This window comes from Aquabacterium sp., assembly GCF_044226965.1.
Taxonomy (GTDB): domain Bacteria; phylum Pseudomonadota; class Gammaproteobacteria; order Burkholderiales; family Burkholderiaceae_C; genus Pseudaquabacterium.
In genome coordinates this window covers 34,102-55,266 of record NZ_JBGAGA010000028.1, presented here as the reverse complement: position 1 = coordinate 55,266, position 21,165 = coordinate 34,102, and the positions used below count along the sequence as shown (strand labels likewise).

Sequence of the window (21,165 nt, the reverse complement as noted above, 5' to 3'; positions counted from 1 at the left end):
ATGCTGTCCGACCCTTCAGCCGATACCCCCGCCACCCGGCTGGCCACCCGCCTGGCCTTTCTCGTCGCCGGCTTCGGCATTGCCTGCTGGGCGCCGCTGGTGCCTTTCGCCAAGCAGCGGCTGCAGGTCGACGACGGACTGCTGGGCCTGCTGCTGCTGTGCATCGGCATCGGCTCGGTCGGCGCGATGCTGCTCACCGGCGTGCTCAGCGCGCGGCATGGCAGCCGCGCCATCATCCTGTGCGGCGGCTTCGGCATGGTGGCGGTGCTGCCGCTGCTGGCCGTGGCCGGCACGCCGCTGACGCTGGGCCTCACGCTGCTGGCGCTGGGCGCCGCACTGGGCTCGCTGGACGTGGCGATGAACGTGCATGCGGTGGCGGTGGAACAGGCCGCGGGCCGGCCGCTGATGTCGGGCTTCCATGCGCTGTTCAGCGTCGGCGGGCTGCTGGGCTCGGCGCTGATGAGCGCGCTGCTGTCGCTGCAGGTCAACCCGCTGGCCGGCACGCTGGGGTGCGCCGCGCTGATGGCCGTGGCCATGGCCCTGGCCTGGCCGCGCCTGCTGCAGTCGAGACCGGTGACCGATGGCCCGCTGTTCGTGCGGCCGCGCGGCGTGGTGCTGCTGATGGCCGGGCTCGCGGCGGTGATGTTCCTGGTCGAAGGCGCGATCCTCGACTGGGGCGCGCTGCTGCTGACCGACGGCGGGCGGGTCGCCGCGGCCCAGGGCGGCTGGGGCTACGTGCTGTTCTCGGTGGCGATGACGGTCGGCCGCTTCGGCGGCGACGCGGTCACCGCGCGCCTGGGCGACCGCCGCACGCTGCGCTGGGGCAGCGCACTGGCCATCGCCGGCTTCGTGCTGCTGCTGCTGGCGCCGGTGAGTGCGCTGGCGCTGGCAGGCTTCGGGCTGATCGGGCTGGGTGCCTCGAACCTGGTGCCTGTGCTGTTCCGCCGCGCCGGCCGCCAGCGCGCCATGCCGGCCGGGCTGGCGGTGGCGGCCATCACCACCTGCGGCTATGCCGGCATCCTGGCCGGGCCGGCGGGCATCGGCTTCGTCGCGCAGGGCCTGGGGCTGCCGATGGCCTTCTGGCTGCTGGCAGGGTTGTTGCTGCTGGTGCCGGCCACCGCCCACCGGGGCCTTCTGGCTGCTGGCAGGGTTGTTGCTGCTGGTGCCGGCCACCGCCCACCGGGTGGCCGAGAATCCGCGCGGTCTGACATCCGAGGAGACCGGACCATGATCACGACATCCCGGGCCGGCGCGCTGCTGCTGGCCGCCGCGGCCTGCCTGCCCACGCGGGGCACTGCCGCCGACATCGAGGCCGGCAAGGCCAAGGCCAGCCAGGTGTGCGCGGCCTGCCATGGGGCCAACGGCGTGAGCGTCAGCGACGCCATCCCGAACCTCGCGGGCCAGCGCGTGGCCTACCTGGAAACCCAGCTGAAGGCCTGGAAGGACGGCTCGCGCAAGAACCCGATCATGAATGCCATCGGCGGGCAGCTGGGCAACGACGAGATCGCCAACCTGGCCGCGTACTTCGGCTCGCTGCCCGGCGCCAGCGCGGTGGGCACGAAGAGTGATTTCCTGCCGCAGCTGGCGAAGACCGCGGTGCCGTTCCCGGAAGACCATGCCGCCACTTTCAGGCGTTATCACGCGATCAACCTGCCGGCGGCGAAGCGGGTGCAGGTGTTCTACGCCAACCCGGTGGCCTGGCAGGCGGCGCGCGAAGGCAAGCCGCTGCCCGACGGGGCCTACCTGCTGGCCCAGACCTACGCGGCCAAGCTGGATGCCGACAAGAACCCGGTGGTCGGCGCCGACGGCCTGTACCAGCCCGACCAGCTGCTGGCCTACGTGGCGATGGCGCGCGGCGCCGGCTGGGGCCGGGACATTCCCGAGATGCTGCGCAACGAAGACTGGAACTACGCCGTCTTCGCACCGGACAAGCAGCGCCGCACCGGCGTGAACCAGGCCGAGTGCCTGGCCTGCCACAAGCCAATGGCCGCCGCGAGCTACACCTTCACGCTGGACCACCTGAAAGCCGCGGCATCGAAGCCCTGAGTCAACGCCGCTCGATCACGCGCAGCGCTTCGCGCTTCGTCAGCGGCGCCAGCTGTTCGTCGTACTCGGCGCAGAAGGCCCTCACCTCGTCCGGCGCGGCGTAGGCGCGCTCGCGCAGCGCCCAGCCGATGCCCTTGCGGATGAAGAACTCGCGGTTGAAGGGGCTGCTGCCGATGGACGGCCGGATGCAGGCGTAGAGCAGCCGCGCGTCGAAGTCGGGACCCTTCAGCTTGCGTTGGCAAAGGATCGCCGCGCGGCGCAGCCACAGGTCCGGGCCGGTGGACCAGCGCTGCAGCACCGGCCGCAGCGCCGCGGGCTGCGCCACCAGCAGCGGGCCGATGGCCTCGGCGGAGATGTCGTCGCAGAAGTCCCACCAGGCGCCGCTGACGATCATTTCCTCGTACAGCGGCAGCAGGTGCAGGCCGCGCAGCCGGCGGTGCGGGGTACCGGTGCGCGCCAGCTCCTGCGCGGCGTAGCGCTCCTCGCGCCGCGAGGCCTCGCGCCACAGGGCTGCAATCGTGTCGTGCAGCGCGGCCGCGTCGGCGCAGGGGTACGCCTTCACCGCCGCCGCGGTCAGCGTGCGCCGCAGCGGCGCGGGAATGCCCCAGAACGGCAGCGCCGATTTCATGTAGGCCTGCATCGCCGGGGCGTTGGCCGCGTCGGCTTGCGCCGCGAAGCTGCTGCGCAGCGCGTGGACCAATGCAGTGTTGACCGCCATGCTCAGCGCCAGAAGCGCGGCGCCTGCGCCAGCGCACGCAACCGGCGCCGCGCGGCGCGGCCGGTGACCGCCCCGTGCGCCTGCAGGTAGCCGGCGGCGAACCAGGCCGCGGGATCGCGCGCGGCCTCGTCGCGGAACGCGGCAGCGGCCATGCCCACGTCGTTGTGGCGGCCCAGCGCGTCTTGCGCCGGCTTCAGCCGGGCCAGGTAGGCGTCCAGCGCGTCGGCCGGCCACAGGGGCGCCACCAGCTCGGCCAGGTAGCGCAGGCGTTTCAGGCGCTTGCGTGCGCGGTGCTGCGCCTCGATCGGCCGGCCCTCGAAGCCGCGGCCGGCGGCGCACACCTGCTCGTGCAGCCGGTCCAGGCGCTGGCGCAGGTGGCGGCGCACGGCGCGGGCATCGGCCGTCGAGAGCGGATGCTCGGCATGCAGCAGCGCCAGCAGCTTCAGCAGCACCTGCTGGAAGTCGCGTTCGCGCACCGCTTCGTCCGGTGCCGGCCCGGCCAGCGCCGGGCGGCACAGCGCCAGCGGTGCGCCGGCCGCCTGCAGCAAGGGCTGCACCGATTGCGCCAGCACGTCCGCGTCGCGCTGCAGGCCGAGCGCGCCGAAGGTCTGTGCCAGCACCGCGTCCCAGGCAGGATCGAGCGCCGGGCACAGCGCGGCCAGTTCGCGCAGCGCCGTGCGCAGGCGACGCAGGGCCACGCGCAGCTGGTGCACCCGCTCGGGTTCGCAGCAGCCTTCGGCCACCTCGCTGGCATGGGCCAGCAGCGTGTCCAGCAGCGCCTGCAGCACGCCGCGCATCAAGGCGTCGCCGTCGGGGTGATGCGGCAAGCGCGGCATGCGGGTGGGCGCCAGCGGCACCTGGTTCTGCCACAGGCGTTCACCGCGCAAGGACTTCGGCGTGCTGCACAGGCTCAGGCCCCCATGCGCAACCCAGGCCTCGGCCAGGCCGAACAGCCCGGCCAGCGGCCCGCGCAGATGTTCCAGCTCCAGCTCGACGATGGCCTGTTCACGCCCCGCCGCGCGCACCTGGCCTTCATCCAGCGCCGCCTCGATCTCGGTGCCTGCGGCATCGCGCACCGGGCAGCGCAGCCGCGTCACGTCGATGCGCTGGCGCTCGACCAGGGCCTGCGCGCCGCCCTCGAGACCGGCCAGCAGCTGCAGCAAGGCCTCGCCCGGCGCGGTGCCGGCATGGCGCTGCACGTCGAGCACCGGCTCGGCATCCGGCTCGCAAGGGACGCTCACTTCATGTTCCAGGCGGCTGACCGCGCTGCTGCCCAGGGCCTTCAGCGTCTGCACCCAGTCGCCGTCCTCGCGGCGCAGGCGCAGCGCCATGCCGTGGGCGGCCAGGCGGCCGTCGGCGGTGTCGAAGTAGCGCGCCTTCAGTGCCAGCGGGCGCGCGCCGTGCTGCAGCAGTGCCGCGCGCAGGCCGTCCAGCACCTCGGGCGGCACCCTGAACTTCAGTTCCAGTTCAACCATGGCCGGCATTCTCACCACTTGGGCTTGCGCGCGCGTGCCCGCCGCAGCCGCCAGGCCGCCCCCGCGGCCCACGCCAGCGCGGCTGCGGGCAGCAGCAGCCAGCCGGTCGGCGCCGGGGCGATGGCCAGCGCATCGCGCAGCGCCGGCACCGCCATCAGCGGCAGCGCCAGCGCGCCGATCGCCGCCACCAGGCCGACGAACACCGCGTTCTCGGCCGCCGGCCCGGCACCGCGGCGGAACCAGGCCAGCATCAGCAGGTTGCCGAGCACCAGGCTGGCCAGGCCCGCGCCGCGCAGGCCGGCGTCGCTCCAGCCCAGCGCATGGCCGAGCGCCTGCACGGCGGCCGTGCCCAGCAGCCCCAGCGCACCCACGCCCAGCGCACGCGCGGCGGCAGCGGCGCTGAACAGCGGCGCGGTGGCCGGGCGCGGCGGCACATGCATGCCGTTGGCGCCCAGCGCCTCGGCCTCGAACACCAGCGAACAGGCGGGGTCGACGATCAGCTCGAACAGCACCACGTGCAGCGGCAACAGCAGCACCGGCCCGCCCAGCCACGGCAGCAGCGGCATCAGCGCCAGGCCGACGATGGGCACGTGCGCGGCCACCAGGTAGGCCAGCGACTTCTGCAGGTTGGCGAAGATTCGGCGCCCGGCCCGCACCGCGGCCACCAGCGCGCCGAAGCGGTCGTCCAGCAGCACCAGGCTGGCGGCCTCGCGCGCGACGTCGGTGCCGCGCTGGCCCATCGCCACGCCGACATCGGCGGCGCGCAGCGCCGGCCCGTCGTTGACGCCGTCGCCGGTCATCGCCACCACTTCGCCGCGGCGCTGCAGCGCCTGCACCAGCCGCAGCTTCTGCGCCGGCGTGACGCGGGCATAGACGCTGACGCGCCGCACCGCCAGCTCCAGCGCGGCCTCGTTCAGGGCGTCGAGCTCGGCACCGGCCAGCACGCCGCCGCCGGTGGCCAGGCCGGCCTGCGTGGCAATGGCCAGCGCGGTGGCCGGCGCGTCGCCGGTGATCATCACCACCCGCAGCCCGGCGGCATGGCAGGCCTGCAGCGCGGCCGGCACATCCTCGCGCAGCGGGTCCTCGAAGGCCAGCAGGCCCAGCGCCAGATAACCCGCATCCGGCGCGTCCATTTCGAGCGGGCAGCGCGCCTCGGCCACCGCCAGCACGCGCCAGCCGCGCGCGGCCCAGTCGCGCGCGCGCTGCTGCAGGGCCTGCAGCCGGGCCGGCGCGTCGGCGCAGCGCGGCAGCAGCGCCTCCGGCGCGCCCTTGAGCGCCACGATCTGCGTGCTGCCGTCGGGCGCGCGCCAGCACTGGCGCACGAAGGGCCGTCCCGGCACCACGCCCTCGCGCCGCAGCAGGGCCAGCGCGGGGCGGGCGCCCTCGCGATCGCCCTCGCCTTCGCCGGCCAGGCGCAGGCGCAGCAGCGCCTGGTCCATCGGCTCCAGCCCCTCGGCCACGCTGGCCAGGCGCGCGGCCTGCAGCAGCGGGGCCAGCGCGGCGGGCACGGGCGCGGCGGGCGGCGCATCCAGCGCGCCGCCGTCCACGCCCTGCAGACCGTCGTGCAGGGCCACCACGGCCATGCGGTTGCGCGTCAAGGTGCCGGTCTTGTCCACGCACAGCACGGTGGTGGCGCCCAGCGCCTCGATGGCCTGGGGCTGCCGTGTCAGCACCTGCTCGCCGCGCGCCAGGCGCCAGGCACCGAGCGCCAGCATCACGCTCCAGACCACCGCGAACTCCTCGGGCACGATGGACATGGCCAGGGTCAGGCCCACCAGCAGCCCGCTGGTCCACGAACCGCTGCGCCAGGCAAAGAGCGTCGAGGCCAGCAGGCACACCGCCAGGGCCAGCAGCGCGATGGTGCGCACCAGGCGCTGCAGGTCCTGGTGCAGCCGGCTCGGCCGCGGTGCCACCGACGCCAGCGAGCCGCCGATGCGGCCCAGCGCGGTGCGCGCGCCGGTGGCGGTGACCCGGGCCACGCCATCGCCCTGCACCACCAGCGTGCCGGCATGCAGCTGCGCGCCGGCATCGTCCGCGCCGTCCGCGGCGGCCTGCTTGTCCACCGGCACCGATTCGCCGGTGAGCAACGATTCGTCCAGCCGCAGCCCATGCGCCCGCAGCAGCGTGGCATCGCAGGCCAGGCGGTCGCCCTCCTGCACCACCAGCCGGTCGCCCTGCACCAGGTCCTGGCTGGCAATGCGCAGCAGGCGGCCCGAGCGCCACACCGTGCTGCGCGGGCTGGCCAGGTCGCGCAGCGCCTCGATCACGCGCTGCGCGCGCAGCTCCTGAAGCGCCGAGATCGCCACCACGCCGATGATCGAGGCGCCCAGCACCACCGCATCCAGCCCATCGCCCAGCAGCGCGTACAGCAGCGTGCAGGCCAGCAGCAGCAGCGCCATCGGCTGCAGCGTGGCGCGCAGCAGCAGCGCCGCCAGGCTGTGGTGCTCGGGCGGCGGCAGCCGGTTGGGCCCGTCGCGCTGCAGGCGGGCCAGCGCTTCGGCGTCGCTGAGCCCTGCGGAGGTGTCACCATCGGCCATCGTCATCGGCGGATTGTCCGGTCGCGCCCGGCCCCGGCCGATGACAGCGCCGCACCACGCCACCACGGCGCTTGCGCAAGATCAAGACCGGCGGACTGCCGCTGCCTAGCATGCCAAGGCCGTGACCGACCTGCCCGACACCCCCGCGAGCGCTGCGCCACCCCCCGTGTTCCACGCCCGCGGGCTGAGCAAGACCTACGGCAGCGGCGAACTGGTGGTGCACGCGCTGCGCGAGGTGGACCTGGACGTGCAGCGCGGCGAGTTCATCGTGCTGCTGGGCCCTTCGGGCAGCGGCAAGTCGACCCTGCTGAACATCCTGGGCGGGCTGGACGTGCCGACCGCCGGCACGCTGCAGTTCAACGCCGAGGACCTGGGCCAGGCCGGCGAGTCGGCGTTGACGCAGTTCCGCCGCCGCCATGTCGGCTTCGTGTTCCAGTTCTACAACCTGATCCCGAGCCTGACGGTGCGCGAGAACGTCGCGCTGGTGACCGACATCGCCGAGCACCCGATGCCGGTGGACGAGGCCATCGCGCTGGTGGGCCTGAGCCCGCGGCGCGACCATTTTCCGGCGCAGCTCTCGGGTGGCGAGCAGCAGCGCGTGGCGATTGCACGGGCCATCGTCAAGCGGCCCGCGGTGCTGCTGTGCGACGAGCCCACCGGCGCGCTGGACTACCAGACCGGCAAGCTGGTGCTGGAGGTGATTGCCCGCGTCAACAGCGAACAGGGCACCACCGCGATCGTGATCACGCACAACGCCGCCATCGCCGGCATGGCCGACCGCGTGGTGTACCTCGGCGACGGGCGCATCCAGCGCATCGAGAAGCCGCCGCGGCGCCTCACGCCCGCAGAGCTGCACTGGTGAGCACGCGGACATGAAAGCGTTGGACCGCAAGCTGCTGCGCGACCTGGTCAAGCTGTGGAGCCAGGCGCTCACCATCGCGCTGGTGGTGGCCTCGGGCATCGGCGGCTACCTGACCAGCCTGTCGGCGGTGGATTCGCTGGCCGCTGCACGTGACAGTTATTACGTCGACGGCCACTTCGCCGACGTGTTCGCCGCGGTCAAGCGCGCGCCGAACACGCTGGTCGAACCGCTGCGCGCGCTGCCCGGCGTGGCCGACGTGCAGACCACGCTGGAGCAGATCGTGCGCGTCGAGCTGCCGAACACGCCCGATCCGGTGATCGGCCAGGTCATCGGCCTGGACCCGCGCGAGCCGATGCGGCTGAACCAGGTCTCGGTCAGCAGCGGCCGGGGGCTCGAGCCGCTGGGCGCGCAGCGCGCCGACGGCGCGATCGAGGCGCTGGTGTCCGAGGGCTTCGCACAATCGCACCGGCTCAAGCCCGGCGCACGGCTGGACGTGCTGATGCAGGGTCGGCGCCGCACGCTGCTGATCGTCGGCACCGCGCTGTCGCCCGAGTTCATCTTCGCGGGGCTCTGGGGCATGCCGGACACGCGCGGTTTCGGCATCTTCTGGATCCACCGCGACACACTGGCCGCCGCCTACGACATGCGCGGCGCCTTCAACCGCGTGGCGCTGAAGCTCGCGCCCGGCGCGGCCGAACCCGCGGTGGTGGACGCGCTGACGCGCCAGCTCGGCCGCTACGGCGGGCGCGAGGCCTATGGCCGCGACCAGCAGCCTTCCAACGCGATGCTGGACAACGAGATCAAGGAACAGCGCGTGCTGGGCACCGTGCTGCCGGCCATCTTCCTGGCCGTGGCGGCCTTCCTGCTGAACGTGGTGATCGCGCGGCTGGTGGCCACGCAGCGCGAGCAGATCGCGGCGCTGAAGGCGCTGGGCTACGACAACCGCGCGATCGGCGCGCACTACCTGAAGCTGGTGCTGCTGATCGTGGCGCTCGGGTTGGGCCTGGGCGTGCTGCTGGGCGACCGGCTGGGCACCATGTTCACCGGCCTGTACGCCGAGTTCTTCCGCTTCCCGCGCTTCGAGCACCGCATCTCGCCGCAGCTGCTGCTGGTGAGCGCGGGCATCACGCTGGCCACCGCGGTGGCGGGCACGCTGAACGCCATCATCGCCACGGTGCGCCTGCCGCCGGCCGAGGCCATGCGCCCGCCGTCGCCGGGCCAGTACCGGGCCACGCTGCTGGAGCGCATGGGCATCCGCGGCATGCCGCCGGCGCTGCGCATGATCATCCGCAACCTCGAGCGCCGGCCGCTGCGCACGCTGCTGTCGGTCACGGGCGTGGCCGCGGCGGTGGCCATCGTGATCATGGGCTTCTTCTTCCGCGACGCGATCGACGTGGTGCTGGACACGCAGCTGACGCTGGGCCTGCGCGGCGACGTGACGATCTGGACCGCCGAGCCGGCCGACGACGGCGTGCGGCGCGAGCTGGCACGCCTGCCGGGCGTGGATGCGGTGGAATCGACGCGCTTCGCGCTGGTCAACTTCGTCAACGGCCCGCGGCGCGAGCGCAGCATGATCCGCGGCTATGCGCCGCGCGCCGATCTCTATCGCGTGATCGACGCGTCCCAGCACCAGCTGCTGCTGGAAGGCCGCGGGCTGGTGATGACCGACCGTCTCGCCACCAAGCTGGGCCTGCGGCCGGGCGACCCGGTGCGCATCGAGGTGCTGGAAGGCCGCGCCCGCACGCTGGAAGTGCCGCTGGGCGGCACGGTGAACGAGATGATGGGCCTGAACGCCTACATGGACCGCACGGCGCTGAACCGGCTGCTGGGGGATGGCGATGTCGCCACCGGCTTCGTGCTGTCGGTGCAGCCGGGCCGCCTGAACGAGGTGCTGGAAGCGAGCAAGCAGCTGCCGCGTGCCGCCGGCGCCTGGAGCAAGGCGACGATGCTGCGCAACATGGAGGAGATCAGCGCCCGCAACGTGCGCATCATGAGCACGCTGCTGACCACCTTCGCCGCGGTGATTGCCGTCGGCGTGGTCTACAACAACGCCCGCATCGCGCTGGCCGAGCGCGCCTGGGAGCTGGCCAGCCTGCGCGTGCTGGGCTTCACCCGCGCCGAGGTCTCGGCCCTGCTGCTGGGCGAGCTGGGCCTGGTGATCGCGGTGGCTCTGCCGCTGGGCCTGCTGCTGGGCGTGGGCCTGGCCCACCTGGTGGTCGAGCTGCTGAAGTCCGACCAGTTCCACTTCCCGGTGATCGTGCGCGCCAGCACCCAGGCCTGGGCCGCCCTGTGCGTGGCCGCCGCCGGCGTGGCCAGCGCGCTTGTCGTGCGCCGGCGCATCGACCGGCTGGACCTGGTGGCGGCGCTGAAGACGAGGGATTGATGGTGAATTGCAGGCACTCCGCCCCGCTTGTCATGGCGCTCACTTTCGGCGCCGGGCATCGGTGGGCTGCTCTCGGCCCGTTGCGGCCGTTGATCGACATGGGAAGCATACGTTCGACGAACGGCGCGAAGCGCGGCCAGGGCCGGCCGGGTGACGATTTGGGGACGCATGAGGAACCCGGCCCGCCCCCTGGGGCGTTGCGCGCTCGGCCGCTGCCGATCGGCTTCCCGCGCGCCCTGTTGACGACCGCAAGGGGCCGCGAGCGGCCCAGCTTGGAAACCTGAAGATGAAGAAGACAACCCTGTTCGCGCTGGCCGGCGGCGGCGTACTCGTGGTCGCGCTGCTGGCCTGGGCCTTCGCGCCGCGGCCGCTGGAAGTGGAAGCGGCCAGCGTGACGCGCGGCCGCTTCGAGGCCAGCATCGAGGAAGACGGCAAGACGCGGCTGCGCGATCGCTACGTGGTGTCGGCACCGCTGGCGGGCGTGTTGTCGCGCATCACGCTGCGCGAGGGCGACACGGTGGCGGCCGATGCCGTGGTGGGCAGCCTGCGGCCGGTGCTGTCGCCGATGCTGGACGATCGCTCGCGGCGCGAGCAGCAGGCGCGCGTGGAGGCGGCGCAGGCCATGGTGCAGCGCGCCACGGCACGCACCGAGGCCGCGCGCGTGGCGCTGCAGCAGGCGCGCAACGAGCTGCAGCGCAGCGAGCAGCTGGCGCGCCAGGGCTTCGTCTCGCCGACCCAGCTGGATACGCAGCGCCTGGCCGCGCAGGGTGCGCAGCGCGAAGTCGAGGCCGCGGCCTCCGACCGCCACGTGGCCGAGCACGACCTCGAGCAGGCGCGCGCCGCGCTGGGCATCGTGCGCGGCGGCGAGCCGGCGGCCGTGCGCAACTTCGAGCTGCGCGCGCCGATCGCCGGCCAGGTGCTGCGCGTGCTGCAGCCCAGCGAGGCCACCGTGGCGCCCGGCACCGCGCTGATCGAACTGGGCGACATCCGCGCGCTCGAGGTGGTGGCCGAACTGCTGACCACCGATGCGCTGCAGGCCAGGCCCGGCAGCCGCGTGCTGATCGACCGCTGGGGCGGCGACGGCGTGCTCGAAGGCCGGGTGCGGCGCGTCGAGCCCGGTGCCTTCACCAAGGTGTCGGCGCTGGGCGTCGAGGAACAGCGGGTGCGCGTGATCATCGACATCACCAGCCCGGCCGAACGCTGGCAGGCGCTGGGCGATGGCTACCGTGTCAGCGTGCGCGTGATCACGCTGGCGCTGGACAACGTGCTGAAGGTGCCGGTGAGCGCGGTGTTCCCGCAGCCCGGCGGCGGCATGGCGGTGTACCGGCTCGAGGGCGGGCGTGCCCACCTGCAGCCGGTGCAGCTGGGTGCGCGCAACGGCAACGAGGCCTGGCTCAAGCAGGGGCCGGCGGCCGGCAGCCAGGTCATCGTTTACCCGCCCGCTGCCCTGCGCGATGGTTTGCGCGTCACACTGCGCAGCGTGTGAACAAGGCCCTCCAACCGAGCATCGACACCATGCAGATCCAGTTCCTCGGCGGCACCGGCACCGTCACCGGCTCGAAGTACCTGGTCGAACACAACGGCAAGCGCCTGCTGGTCGACTGCGGGCTGTTCCAGGGCCTGAAGCAGCTGCGGCTGCGCAACTGGGCGGCGCTGCCTTTGCCGGCCGACAGCATCGACGCGGTGGTGCTGACGCATGCCCACATCGACCACAGCGGCTTCCTGCCGCGGCTGATGGAGCTGGGCTTCCACGGCCCGGTGTTCTGCACCGAAGGCACGGCCGAGCTGTGCGGGCTGCTGCTGCCCGATGCCGGCCACCTGCAGGAAGAAGAGGCCCGCTTCGCCAACAAGCACGGCTTCTCCAAGCACACGCCGGCGCTGCCGCTGTACACCGAGGCCGCGGCCCGCAAGGCGCTGAAGCGGCTGCAGAAGCGGCCCTTCGGCGAACGCTTCGAGCCGCTGCCGGGCTTCAGCGCGATGTTCCATTCCGCCGGCCACATCCTGGGCGCCGCCAGCCTGCACCTGCGCTGCGACGGTACCTCGACCTTGTTCTCCGGCGACCTCGGCCGCCAGCACGACCTGCTGATGCAGCCCCCCGCGCCGCCCGAGGCCGCCGACGTGGTGCTGGTCGAGTCGACCTACGGCAACCGCCTGCATGATGAAGGCGACCCGCTGGCGCAGCTGGCCGACGTGGTGTGCCGCACCGCCGCGCGCGGCGGCGTGGTGGTGGTGCCGGCCTTCGCGGTGGGCCGTGCGCAGATGCTGCTGTACGCGATCCACCAGCTGAAGAATGCGCGGCGCATCCCCGACCTGCCGGTGTACCTGAACAGCCCGATGGCCGCCGACGTGACCACGCTGTTCCGGCGCCATGCCGGCGAGCACCGGCTCGACGCGGCGCAATGCCGCGCCATGTGCGCGGGCGTCACCATCGTCAACACCGAAGAAGCCTCGCGTGCGCTGAACCAGCAGCGCTTCCCCAGCATCATCGTCTCGGCCAGCGGCATGGCCACCGGCGGGCGCGTGGTGCATCACATCAAGGCGCTGGCGCCCGACCCGCGCAACGCCATCGTGTTCGCCGGCTTCCAGGCCGCCGGCACGCGCGGCTCGACGATGGTGGGCGGCGCGAAGGAGGTGCGCATCCACGGCGAATGGGTGCCGGTGCGTGCCGAGGTGGCCAACCTGCCCGGCCTGTCGGCGCATGCCGACCGCAACGAGCTGCTGGCCTGGCTGGCAAAGCTGCAGCACGCGCCGCGCCATGTGTACGTGACCCATGGCGAGCCCGAGGCCGCCGATGCGCTGCGCCAGGCCATCGAGGAAAAGCAGCGCTGGGCCTGCTCGGTGCCGGAGTACCTGGAACGGGTGACGGTTTGAGGTGGCGCCAAGACCTGCCCTGCGCCGGCGGCGGCCATGTCAGCTGGCGCAGCGTGGGCGAGGGCCCGCCGCTGGTGCTGCTGCACGGCGGCCACGGCAGCTGGCAGCACTGGCAGCGCAACATCGAGCCCTGGTCGCGCACGCACCGGGTATGGGTGCCGGACATGCCGGGCTATGGCGACTCGTCGCCACCGCCGGCGCCGACGCTCGATGCACTGCTGAGCCACCTGCGCGAGACGCTGGATGCCGCGGTCGGTGAGCTGACGCCGATACGGCTCGTCGGCTTCTCGTTCGGCGGCCTGGCCGCCGCCCACCTGGCCGCGCTGCGCCCGGGTGTCGAGGCGCTGGTGCTGCTGGGCCCGGCCGGCCACGGCGGCGCACGCCGCCCGCGCGGCACGCTGCGATCGTGGCGCGAGGCACTGGACAGCGGCGACGAGGCCGCGCTGCGCGCGATCATGACCCACAACCTGCAGCTGCACATGCTGGCGCACCCGGCGGATGCAGAAGCGGTGCGGCTGCACACCGACGCCTGCCTGCGCACCCGCTTCCACAGCAAGACCCTCTCGCGCCGCGGCGGCCTGGCCGACACCTTGCGCAGGCTGCAGTGCCCGGTGCTGCTGCTCTGGGGCGAGCACGACGTGACCGGCACGCCCGCCGCGCTGGCCCCTGCGCTGGCCGCGGCCTGCGCGCAGGCTGAAGCGCACATCATCCCCGGCGCCGGCCACTGGGTGCAGTACGAGGCGGCCGAGGCGGTGAATGCGCTGGTGGCCGACTGGCTGGGTCGCGCCAAGGCCGCTCCGATCAAGCGCTAGGCGTCCAGCGCATCCACCCCAGCACCAGCAGCGCCAGGAACGCCGTCTCGGCCAGCATCAGCGCCACCGGCCGGAAGCCCACGGTGGCCAGTTCGCGCGGCTGGGTCTTCATGCCGATGGCGGCCATCGCGATCACGAGGAGCCAGCGCGAAGCCTCGCTGCCCAGGGCCTGCAGCCCCGGGCCGACCCAGCCGAGGCTGTTCACCGCCACCAGCAGCGCGAAGGCCAGCGCGAAGCCGGGCAGCAGCGGCGGCCGCGGCCCCGCCGCCTCGCCATCGGCCGGGCTGCGCAGGCGCGTCAATGTGGCGGCGAACACGATCACCGGCAGCAGCATCGCCACCCGCATCAGCTTGACCAGCGTGGCCACGTCGCCGGTCTCGCGCGAGCGGCCGTAGCCGGCGCCCACCACCTGCGCCACGTCGTGGATCGTCGCGCCCAGGAACACGCCGGCTGCATGGTCGCCCAGCCCCAGCCACTGCAGCAGCGGCGGGTAGGCCAGCATCACGCCGGTCGACAAGGTGCTGACGATGACCACGGTGAACACGGTGGCCCGCTCCTTCTGCGGATGGGCCGGCAGCGCGGCCGACAGCGCCAGCGCGGCCGAGGCGCCGCAGATCGCGACTGAGCCGCCGGTGAGCAGGCCGAACAGCGGCTGGAAGCCCAGCGCCCGGGCCATCCCCATGGCCACCGCGATCGTCAGCACCACCGACAGCAGCACCATCAGCACCGGCGCCCAACCCAGCGCCAGCACCTGGCCCGCGGTGATGCGCAAGCCCAGCAGCGCGATGCCGATGCGCAGCAGCCGGCGCGCGCTGAACTCGATGCCCGCCGCGCAGGGCCCGGCCTGGCCGAGGAAGTTCATCGCCAGGCCCAGCAGCAGCGCGAACAGCATCACCGGCGCGCCGTAGTGCTGCGACAGGAAGGTGGCCGCCAGCGCCACCACCGCGCTGGCCGCCAGGCCGGGGAACAACGCTGCCAGCGGCTGCGCGTGCCGCCGCGCCAGGGCCAGGCTCATCACTCGGGCTTGAAGTCGATGGACTTCAGCAGCGAGCCCTGGCGCTCGTAGGCGATGCGCAGGCTCTTGGCCAGGTCCTCGGGCGTGGCCGGCAGGCCCGGCTCCATGCCCAGCGCGGCAAGGCGCTCACGGTAGACCGGCGACTGCATGGCCTTCAGCGCCGCGTCGCGCAGGCGCGCCTGCACCGGCGCCGGCACGTCGGGCGTGAGCCACAGGCCGAACCAGCTGACCACCGTCATCGCCGGGTAGCCGAGTTCGGTGAAGGTGGGCACGTCCGGCAGCGCCGGGATGCGCTGCGACGTGGTCACCGCGTAGGCCTTGAGCTTGCCGGCCTTGACCATCGGCACCGAGGTGCCGGGCCCGTCGAACATGAACTGCACATGGCCGCCCATCACGTCCTGCAGCGCCGGCGGCGAGCCCTTGTAGCCCACGTGCGTCATGTCCAGGCCGGCGAGCTGGTTGAATTCCACCCCCAGCGTGTGCGACAGCGAACCGCTGGAATACGAGGCAAAGCTCACCTTGCCCGGGTGGGCCTTCACGTAGCCCACCACGTCCTTCAGCGCCGGCGCCGGCAGCTGGGGGTTGCCGACGAAGACCAGCCCGCTGCGTGCCAGCTGCACCAGCGGCTTGATGTCCTTGAACGGGTCGTAGCGCGGCTTGGTGAGGTACGGGATCTCGCTGACGATGCCGCTGATGTGCATCAGCACCGTGTAGCCGTCGTGCGGCGCGTTCAGCAGCTCCTGCACGCCCAGCATGCCCACCGCGCCGGGCTTGTTCTCGATGATCACCGGCTGCCCGAAGGCCGGCTGCAGCTGCTCGGCCAGCAGCCGGGCCACCACGTCCTGCGAGCCGCCGGGCGGCGCCGGCACGACGATGCGCACCAGCTTGTCCGGGAAGCCCTGGGCGGACGCGGTGGCCGTGGCGGCGCACAGCAAGGTGGCGGCAATGGCGCCGAGAAGCTTGTTGAAAGCCATGGTTGTCTCCTGTTGTATGCTAGGAACTCAGGCAGCACGGCGCAGCGGCGTGCCGCGCTGGCCCGGCTGGCGGTTGGGCAGCCAGCCCACGCGGGCCAGCGTCTCGTCGGCGGTGGCGTAGTGCTCGCCAAGGCGGTAGAGCTGGCGCGCTTCCGAGCCGCTCGCCACCGGGCGGTGCAGCTCGCGCGCGATGCGCGCCATCTGCTCGACCTGCTGCACCGAGCTGATGCGCTCACCGCGCGCGCCCCACAGGTTGTCCTCGATGCCCACGCGCACATGCAGGCCCATCGCGATGGCCATGGTGTTCAGCGGCAGCACGTGGCGCATCAGGCCCTCCACCGTCAGCACCGCATGCTCGGGGCAGCGGTTGATGAACTCCATCAGGTTGCGCGGGTTGGGCCCGTCGGCGCCGCCGCCGATGGCCACCCAGTTCAGCACCAGCGGGCCGGTGTAGACGCCGCGGCGCACCAGGCGTTCCACCGTCTCGAGCTGGCCCACGTCGCCGAGCATGAAGTGCGGCTGGATGCCGGCCGCCTGCAGGCGGCGCAGGTGCTCTTCCACGAAGGCCGGGCCGGAGGGAATCCACATCTCCTTGTAGGCCTGGAAGTACGCGGCCTGGCCGAGCGTGGTGTCGCCGCAGTCCTCGGCCGTCAGCAGCTCGGTCACGTTCATCTGGTTGGTGTTGATCGCGATCGTCACCTGGTCGGGCCGCGGGTCCAGCTCGGCCAGCATGTGGCGCGTGTCGTCGGTCAGCCACTTGGCCTGCGCGCCCTCGCCTTCGGGCGCGAAGGAGATCGAGCCGCCGACCTGCAGCACCATCTGCGGCACCGCCTCGCGCAGGCGGGCCAGCATCTCGTTGAACATCGACAGACGCTTGCTGCCGCGGCCGTCGGCCTCGCGCACATGCACGTGCAGCACGGTGGCGCCGGCGTTCCAGCAGTCCACCGCCTTCTGCACCTGCTCGGCCATCGTGACCGGGATGTCGTCCGAATCGCCGGGCAGGAACTGCGGGCCGTAGGGCGCGACCTGGATCACCAGCGGGGCCTGGTTCTCGGGCAGCAGGGAATCGTCGAGGAATTGCATGGTGGGTCCTTCGTTGGGGGTCAGGCCGGGGTGGCGGGTTGCGCTGCTTCCAGCGCGGCAAGTTCTTCGAGCAGGATCGGGGCGCCCACGCTCATCGTGTGGATGCCGAGCACCGACACGCACTGCAGCACCGCGGTGATCTCGGCCGGCGTGGCGCCCAGCGCCAGCGCCTGGCGGATGTGGCGGCGCACGCCCGGTGCATACAGGTGGGTGCACGAGGCATCCACCGCGATGGCGATGAACTCGATGGTCTTGGCATCGAGCACGCCGCTGCGCATCGGCATCATCCCCATCGCGATGAAGCGCTCGGTCCACGCCGGGTCGAGCTGGTAGAACGGGTCCCACAGCGGGTTCCAGTGGCCGGCGCGGCGCAGCTGGTCGCACAGCGGCGTCGCGGTTTCTGGCGGGGTGGGCGGTGTCATCGCGGGCTCGGCTCGGGTGGCTGGGATGGGCGCCATTGTTTGAGTTCGGGTCAATTCGTACTTGACGAATCGGGACATCGACTTACCATTTCGGGACACCCCGGAATTCCCCTGACGAGCCGATGACCGCCCTGGTCCGCAGTGCCAGCCTGACCCGCTTTGCCGAGCTGTGCGCGGCCTGCGGCCTGGCGCCGCGCGCGCTGCTGCGCGAGGTGGGCCTGCCCACGGCCGCGCTGGACGAGCCCGACCTGATGGTGCCGGCGCGCCGCGTCGGCCAGCTGCTGGAGCTGGCGGCCGAGCGCGGCCGCGAGCCGGCCTTCGGCCTGCGCATGGCCGAGACGCGGCAGCTCTCGAACCTCGGCCCGCTGGGCCTGCTGGTGCGCGACGAGCCCACGCTGCGCAGCGCGCTCGAGGCCATCACCGGCCACCTGCACCTGCAGAACGAGGCGCTGTCGCTGCGGGTGGAAGAGCTCGGCGGCCTGGTCACATTGCGCGAGCAGCTCGACACCGAAGGCCAGCCCGCGCGGCGCCAGGCGGTGGAGCTGGTGGTGGGCGTCACCTACCGGGTGCTGTCGCTGTTCATGGGCGCGCACTGGCGGCCGCGGCTGGTGTGCTTCACGCACCGCGCGCCGGCGAAGCTGGCGGTGCACCGGCGCGTGTTCGGCAGCGCGGTGGAGTTCGGCCACGAGTTCGACGGCATCGTCTGCAACAGCGCCGACCTGGACGCGCCGAACCCCGGCGCCGACCCGGTGATGTCACGCTACACGCAGCGCCTGCTGGCCCAGGTGCCGCGCCAGCGCCCGCGCGCGGTGGACCGGGTGCGCGAGCTCATCGTGCTGCTGCTGCCGCGCGGCCACTGCCGCGTCGAGACCGTGGCGCAGCACCTGGGCGTGGACCGCCGCACCGTCGCGCGCCACCTGGCGGCCGAAGGCGCCAGCTTCAGCGCGCTGGTGGACGGCGTGCGCGGCGAGCTGCTGGCGCGCTACCTGAAGGACGGCGCGCGGCCGCTGGGCGAGGTGGCCGCGCTGCTGGGCTTCTCGGAGGCCAGCGCGTTCTCGCGCTGGCACCGCGCCCGCTTCGGCCACGCGGCGCGCACGCTGCTGCGCGGGCGCGACGCCGGCCGATAGCATTCAAAAAGCACGTCCACTCAAGGCACCGGCGGCAGCAGGCGCTGCGCCGCGATCTCGCCGATGCGCCGGCCCATCGCCTGGCCCACCTCGGTCGAGAAGCGGTAGTGCACGCCTTCCCAGACGCGCGCGTTGCCGACCTCACGCACGAAGTCGTCGACGCTGCGCCACTGGCGCGTCGCGCCCTTCGCGCTGGGGCTGCTGGTGGCCAGCAGCGGCATGGGCTCCGACCCGACCTCGGCCTTCAGCACCTCGCCCACCGCGGCGGCCAGGATGCTGTGCGCGCTGGGGTACTCGGGGTGCATGGGCGTGTCGATCAGCGGGCTCCAGCCGGCATCGCGCGTGGTGGCGTCGTTGCCGTCGGCATCGCCGTTGCGGATGGCGGTCACCGGGCGCCAGAAGTTGTAGGTGTACTTCGCGTCGAACACCGCGACCAGCGCATCGTCCATCGCCTGCGCCGCGGCGGCATACAGCCGCGCATTGGCCGCCAGGCTGCGGCCGGGCTGCTGCGCCACCGACTGCAGCACGCCGTGGTAGATGGCCGGCAGCGAGTATTCCCAGAAGCGCGCGACTTCCAGTTGCTCGGGCGTGCGCTGGCTGCTGCTGCGGCTGCCGAGGGCCTTCACCTCGTTGAAGTCGCGCGCCCAGCGCTCGCTGCCCAGCGCGGGCGGGCCTTCGGGGCGCAGCTGCGCGGCACTGGCCAGCAGCCAGGGCTTGCGCTGCGGCCACGGCAGCGCGGCCGGCGTGGCGGTGGGCACGTAGGCGCCGGGGCCGGTGTGCGGGCGGTAGTCGTCGCCGCCGATGGCATCGGCCGCGCGCAATGCGAACACCCGTGCGGCGGCCTTCTCGCCCACCGCGATGCCGGCCTGCCGGGCCGGCCCTTCCGGCACGGCGGCCAGCGCCGCCTGGTAGGCCGCGTCGATGGCGGCCTGCTGTGCCGGCAGCAGGCGCGAAAAGACGGCGCGGTGCGCCGCCGCGATCGCCGCGTCGGCCGAGGCACCCGGCGCCGCCTCGGGCGCAAAGGCGCTGGGCCCGGCCGCGGGGTCGATGGCGCTGGCCGCCGCATGCGCGGCCGTCTGCACCAGCGCCATCACGCGCACGGCCGGCGGCGTGCCGAGCTTGCTGTCGGCGATCAGCGTGGCGCTGCGCGCGTTCCAGTCGGTGACGGCGTCGGCCTGCGCCGGCAGGTGCCAGCCCGCCGCCAGCGTGGCAGCCAGCGCAAGGCGCATGGCCAGGGGTCGGATCGAGGGAGTCATGTCGATGGTCCTTGAAAGGGTCGCCTCAGCGGGCGACGAGGAATCGGTAGTCGGCGCGGTAGGCCACGCGGGCCTGCGCGCCCAGGGTCGCGGGGCTGCAGCCTGTGGCCGGTGCCACGCCGCCGCGGGTGTTGATGCGCTGCACATGCGTCACCGCCGCCAGCGCGCCGGGCGCCGACTCGGCGCGGGCCGTCAGCAGCAGCCACGGGATCGCGCCGGGCTCGGGCGCGTCCGCACGCGCCGCGACGCTGCCCGCAATGCGGCTGCCGTCGCGCAGCTGCCAGAACGGCCCGGCGCCATGGTGGCCGGCCAGCCGGCCCTGCGCGTCCAGCAGCTCGGCCTCCGGGGCCACGAAGGCCCAGGCCGGCGCCGCGGCGGTGCCGGCGCTGCGGCACTCGTAGACCTGCACGCCGCGGGCGGCCAGGGTCAGCGCCGGCGAGCTGCTGCCGCCGGGTTGCAGCGGCGCGGGCACGCCCTGCGGCACGGCCGCACAGGCCGCCAGCAGCGCCACCAGCAGCCCGGCCGCGACGCAGCGCCGCTCGAAGCGCGGAAGGGGTCGGTGCATCATGGCTTGGCTCAGCGCTTGGTGATCACGATCTCGAGGTACTCGCTGGGAACCACCAGCGAATCCGGGCCGGCGATGTTCAGCGAGCCGAGCAGCGCCTCCAGGTCCTGGGCCAGCGCCTGCTGGCCGTTGTCGTCCAGCGCCGCGAAGGCCTTGTGCGTGGGGCCGTAGAAGTCGCGGAAGATGCGCAGCCAGTGCGCGGCCGAGGCGTAGCGGAACTTGAAATGCCTGCGCTGCACCTGGATGTCCGAGGCGTCCGCGCCAAACAGTGCCTGCAGGTGCGCCTCGGTGCCCCACAGCGCCGGGCTCTGCAGCCCGGCCGGCGGCGGCAGGTGCTTGCCGATGGTCTTGAACATGCGGCCGACAAAGCCGTCCGGCGTCCAGTTGGCCATGCCGATGCGGCCGCCGGAGCGCGTCACGCGCAGCATCTCGCTGGCCGTGCGGGCATGGTCCGGCGCGAACATGCAGCCGAAGGTGGACAGCACGGCGTCGAAGCTGCCATCGGCAAACGGCAGCGCTTCGACATCGGCGGTCTGGAAGTGCACCGCCAGGCCTTCGGCCTCGGCGCGCAGCCGGCCCTTGGCCAGCAGCGTGGGCGCGTAGTCGGTGGAGGTGACGCGGGCGAAGCGGCGCGCCGCGGCCAGCGTGACGTTGCCGTTGCCGGCGGCCACGTCGAGCACGCGCTCGCCGGCCAGCACGTCGCAGGCTTCGGCCAGCAGTTCGCCGACCAGCTGCAGCGTGGTGCCGACGACGGCGTAGTCGCCGCTGGCCCAGGTGGCCTGCTGGCGCAGCTTGATGGCGGCCAGGTCGGGCGTGGCGGGAGCGGCGGGGGTCTGGAGGACAGCAGAGTTCATGGGGGGTTTCCGTTCAGGTTGAGGGCGGGATGTCGAGCTGGCCGGACAGGGCTTCGATCGACGGGACGCATGGTCGCGAGACCGGCGTTCCACCGACGTTCCGCGCTGTTTCAGCCGTGTTTCAAGCGCCGCCACAGCGCCCGTGCGGGTCGACGTCGGACGGCA

Annotated in this window: 17 protein-coding genes and 1 pseudogene; 8 read left to right on the top strand and 10 right to left on the bottom strand. The window is 73.1% G+C overall.

Annotated features, from left to right (window positions below; all coding sequences use genetic code 11):
* Together ACILR4_RS14340 and ACILR4_RS14335 are read left to right on the top strand one after the other, a co-directional pair.
* A pseudogene (locus ACILR4_RS14340) lies at positions 1 to 1,122 on the top strand (MFS transporter); the annotation flags it as partial.
* A gap of 105 nt (positions 1,123 to 1,227) precedes the next feature.
* Positions 1,228 to 2,046 (top strand): cytochrome P460 family protein, encoded by an 819-nt coding sequence (locus tag ACILR4_RS14335; protein ID WP_395701561.1) that lies wholly within the window; start codon positions 1,228 to 1,230, stop codon positions 2,044 to 2,046.
* Position 2,047: 1 nt separating this feature from the next.
* On the opposite strand, the gene ACILR4_RS14330 is transcribed toward ACILR4_RS14335, so the two are convergent.
* From ACILR4_RS14330 to ACILR4_RS14320, 3 genes are read right to left on the bottom strand one after another with little or no spacing between them, the layout of a single operon-like run.
* Positions 2,048 to 2,764 (bottom strand): DNA alkylation repair protein, encoded by a 717-nt coding sequence (locus ACILR4_RS14330; protein WP_395701544.1) that lies wholly within the window; start codon positions 2,762 to 2,764, stop codon positions 2,048 to 2,050.
* Positions 2,765 to 2,766: 2 nt separating this feature from the next.
* A complete protein-coding gene (locus tag ACILR4_RS14325; protein ID WP_395701543.1) occupies positions 2,767 to 4,239 on the bottom strand; it encodes a CHAD domain-containing protein in 1,473 nt (490 codons plus the stop codon).
* A gap of 11 nt (positions 4,240 to 4,250) precedes the next feature.
* Positions 4,251 to 6,782, bottom strand: a complete 2,532-nt coding sequence (locus ACILR4_RS14320; protein WP_395701542.1) for a cation-translocating P-type ATPase — start codon at positions 6,780 to 6,782, stop codon at positions 4,251 to 4,253.
* Positions 6,783 to 6,897: 115 nt separating this feature from the next.
* Here ACILR4_RS14320 and ACILR4_RS14315 point away from each other — a divergent pair, with 115 nt between their 5' ends.
* The 5 genes from ACILR4_RS14315 to ACILR4_RS14295 all read left to right on the top strand — a co-directional run bounded on the left by ACILR4_RS14315 (position 6,898) and on the right by ACILR4_RS14295 (position 13,704).
* Complete coding sequence (locus ACILR4_RS14315) at positions 6,898 to 7,638, top strand: ABC transporter ATP-binding protein (protein WP_395701541.1); 741 nt, start codon at positions 6,898 to 6,900, stop codon at positions 7,636 to 7,638.
* 10 nt (positions 7,639 to 7,648) lie between these two features.
* On the top strand, positions 7,649 to 10,021 hold the full coding sequence (locus tag ACILR4_RS14310; protein ID WP_395701540.1) for an ABC transporter permease: 2,373 nt from the start codon (positions 7,649 to 7,651) through the stop codon (positions 10,019 to 10,021).
* 286 nt (positions 10,022 to 10,307) lie between these two features.
* Positions 10,308 to 11,507: an efflux RND transporter periplasmic adaptor subunit gene (locus ACILR4_RS14305; protein ID WP_395701539.1), complete on the top strand. Its 1,200-nt coding sequence runs from the start codon at positions 10,308 to 10,310 to the stop codon at positions 11,505 to 11,507.
* Positions 11,508 to 11,536: 29 nt separating this feature from the next.
* Positions 11,537 to 12,892 carry an MBL fold metallo-hydrolase RNA specificity domain-containing protein gene (locus ACILR4_RS14300; protein ID WP_395701538.1) on the top strand — a complete coding sequence of 452 codons (1,356 nt, stop codon included), beginning with the start codon at positions 11,537 to 11,539 and terminating at the stop codon, positions 12,890 to 12,892.
* Complete coding sequence (locus ACILR4_RS14295) at positions 12,889 to 13,704, top strand: alpha/beta fold hydrolase (RefSeq protein ID WP_395701537.1); 816 nt, start codon at positions 12,889 to 12,891, stop codon at positions 13,702 to 13,704. The genes ACILR4_RS14300 and ACILR4_RS14295 overlap by 4 nt, the downstream gene beginning before the upstream one ends.
* Here ACILR4_RS14295 and ACILR4_RS14290 read toward each other — a convergent pair.
* From ACILR4_RS14290 to ACILR4_RS14275, 4 genes are read right to left on the bottom strand one after another with little or no spacing between them, the layout of a single operon-like run.
* Positions 13,694 to 14,719, bottom strand: coding sequence for a YeiH family protein (locus ACILR4_RS14290; protein WP_395701536.1), 1,026 nt, complete (start codon positions 14,717 to 14,719; stop codon positions 13,694 to 13,696). The two genes, ACILR4_RS14295 and ACILR4_RS14290, sit on opposite strands and share 11 nt — an antisense overlap.
* A complete protein-coding gene (locus tag ACILR4_RS14285) occupies positions 14,719 to 15,693 on the bottom strand; it encodes a tripartite tricarboxylate transporter substrate binding protein (protein ID WP_395701535.1) in 975 nt (324 codons plus the stop codon). Before ACILR4_RS14285 ends, ACILR4_RS14290 begins: the two co-directional genes overlap by 1 nt.
* A 27-nt stretch (positions 15,694 to 15,720) precedes the next feature.
* On the bottom strand, positions 15,721 to 16,776 hold the full coding sequence (locus ACILR4_RS14280; RefSeq protein ID WP_395701534.1) for a 3-keto-5-aminohexanoate cleavage protein: 1,056 nt from the start codon (positions 16,774 to 16,776) through the stop codon (positions 15,721 to 15,723).
* 20 nt (positions 16,777 to 16,796) lie between these two features.
* Positions 16,797 to 17,198: a carboxymuconolactone decarboxylase family protein gene (locus ACILR4_RS14275; RefSeq protein ID WP_395701533.1), complete on the bottom strand. Its 402-nt coding sequence runs from the start codon at positions 17,196 to 17,198 to the stop codon at positions 16,797 to 16,799.
* Between the two features lie 122 nt (positions 17,199 to 17,320).
* Between ACILR4_RS14275 and ACILR4_RS14270 the strand changes: the two genes are divergently transcribed.
* Positions 17,321 to 18,325, top strand: coding sequence for an AraC family transcriptional regulator ligand-binding domain-containing protein (locus ACILR4_RS14270; protein ID WP_395701532.1), 1,005 nt, complete (start codon positions 17,321 to 17,323; stop codon positions 18,323 to 18,325).
* A gap of 20 nt (positions 18,326 to 18,345) precedes the next feature.
* Here the strand turns inward: ACILR4_RS14270 and ACILR4_RS14265 are convergent, their stop codons facing one another.
* From ACILR4_RS14265 to ACILR4_RS14255, 3 genes are read right to left on the bottom strand one after another with little or no spacing between them, the layout of a single operon-like run.
* Positions 18,346 to 19,581, bottom strand: a complete 1,236-nt coding sequence (locus tag ACILR4_RS14265) for a vanadium-dependent haloperoxidase (RefSeq protein ID WP_395701531.1) — start codon at positions 19,579 to 19,581, stop codon at positions 18,346 to 18,348.
* A gap of 25 nt (positions 19,582 to 19,606) precedes the next feature.
* Positions 19,607 to 20,146, bottom strand: coding sequence for a DUF3455 domain-containing protein (locus ACILR4_RS14260; RefSeq protein WP_395701530.1), 540 nt, complete (start codon positions 20,144 to 20,146; stop codon positions 19,607 to 19,609).
* Between the two features lie 11 nt (positions 20,147 to 20,157).
* A complete protein-coding gene (locus tag ACILR4_RS14255) occupies positions 20,158 to 21,000 on the bottom strand; it encodes a class I SAM-dependent methyltransferase (protein WP_395701529.1) in 843 nt (280 codons plus the stop codon).
* Positions 21,001 to 21,165 lie beyond the last annotated feature (165 nt).

What these genes read in the sequence shown, in the direction of transcription:
- ACILR4_RS14270 (WP_395701532.1), top strand. Translation starts at nt 17,321, where the DNA reads ATGACCGCCCTGGTCCGCAGTGCCAGCCTGACCCGCTTTGCCGAGCTG.
- ACILR4_RS14320 (WP_395701542.1), bottom strand. Translation starts at nt 6,782, where the DNA reads ATGACGATGGCCGATGGTGACACCTCCGCAGGGCTCAGCGACGCCGAA.
- ACILR4_RS14255 (WP_395701529.1), bottom strand. Translation starts at nt 21,000, where the DNA reads ATGAACTCTGCTGTCCTCCAGACCCCCGCCGCTCCCGCCACGCCCGAC.
- ACILR4_RS14305 (WP_395701539.1), top strand. Translation starts at nt 10,308, where the DNA reads ATGAAGAAGACAACCCTGTTCGCGCTGGCCGGCGGCGGCGTACTCGTG.
- ACILR4_RS14330 (WP_395701544.1), bottom strand. Translation starts at nt 2,764, where the DNA reads ATGGCGGTCAACACTGCATTGGTCCACGCGCTGCGCAGCAGCTTCGCG.
- ACILR4_RS14325 (WP_395701543.1), bottom strand. Translation starts at nt 4,239, where the DNA reads ATGGTTGAACTGGAACTGAAGTTCAGGGTGCCGCCCGAGGTGCTGGAC.
- ACILR4_RS14285 (WP_395701535.1), bottom strand. Translation starts at nt 15,693, where the DNA reads ATGGCTTTCAACAAGCTTCTCGGCGCCATTGCCGCCACCTTGCTGTGC.
- ACILR4_RS14260 (WP_395701530.1), bottom strand. Translation starts at nt 20,146, where the DNA reads ATGCACCGACCCCTTCCGCGCTTCGAGCGGCGCTGCGTCGCGGCCGGG.
- ACILR4_RS14290 (WP_395701536.1), bottom strand. Translation starts at nt 14,719, where the DNA reads ATGAGCCTGGCCCTGGCGCGGCGGCACGCGCAGCCGCTGGCAGCGTTG.
- ACILR4_RS14280 (WP_395701534.1), bottom strand. Translation starts at nt 16,776, where the DNA reads ATGCAATTCCTCGACGATTCCCTGCTGCCCGAGAACCAGGCCCCGCTG.
- ACILR4_RS14335 (WP_395701561.1), top strand. Translation starts at nt 1,228, where the DNA reads ATGATCACGACATCCCGGGCCGGCGCGCTGCTGCTGGCCGCCGCGGCC.
- ACILR4_RS14310 (WP_395701540.1), top strand. Translation starts at nt 7,649, where the DNA reads ATGAAAGCGTTGGACCGCAAGCTGCTGCGCGACCTGGTCAAGCTGTGG.
- ACILR4_RS14300 (WP_395701538.1), top strand. Translation starts at nt 11,537, where the DNA reads ATGCAGATCCAGTTCCTCGGCGGCACCGGCACCGTCACCGGCTCGAAG.
- ACILR4_RS14265 (WP_395701531.1), bottom strand. Translation starts at nt 19,581, where the DNA reads ATGACTCCCTCGATCCGACCCCTGGCCATGCGCCTTGCGCTGGCTGCC.
- ACILR4_RS14275 (WP_395701533.1), bottom strand. Translation starts at nt 17,198, where the DNA reads ATGACACCGCCCACCCCGCCAGAAACCGCGACGCCGCTGTGCGACCAG.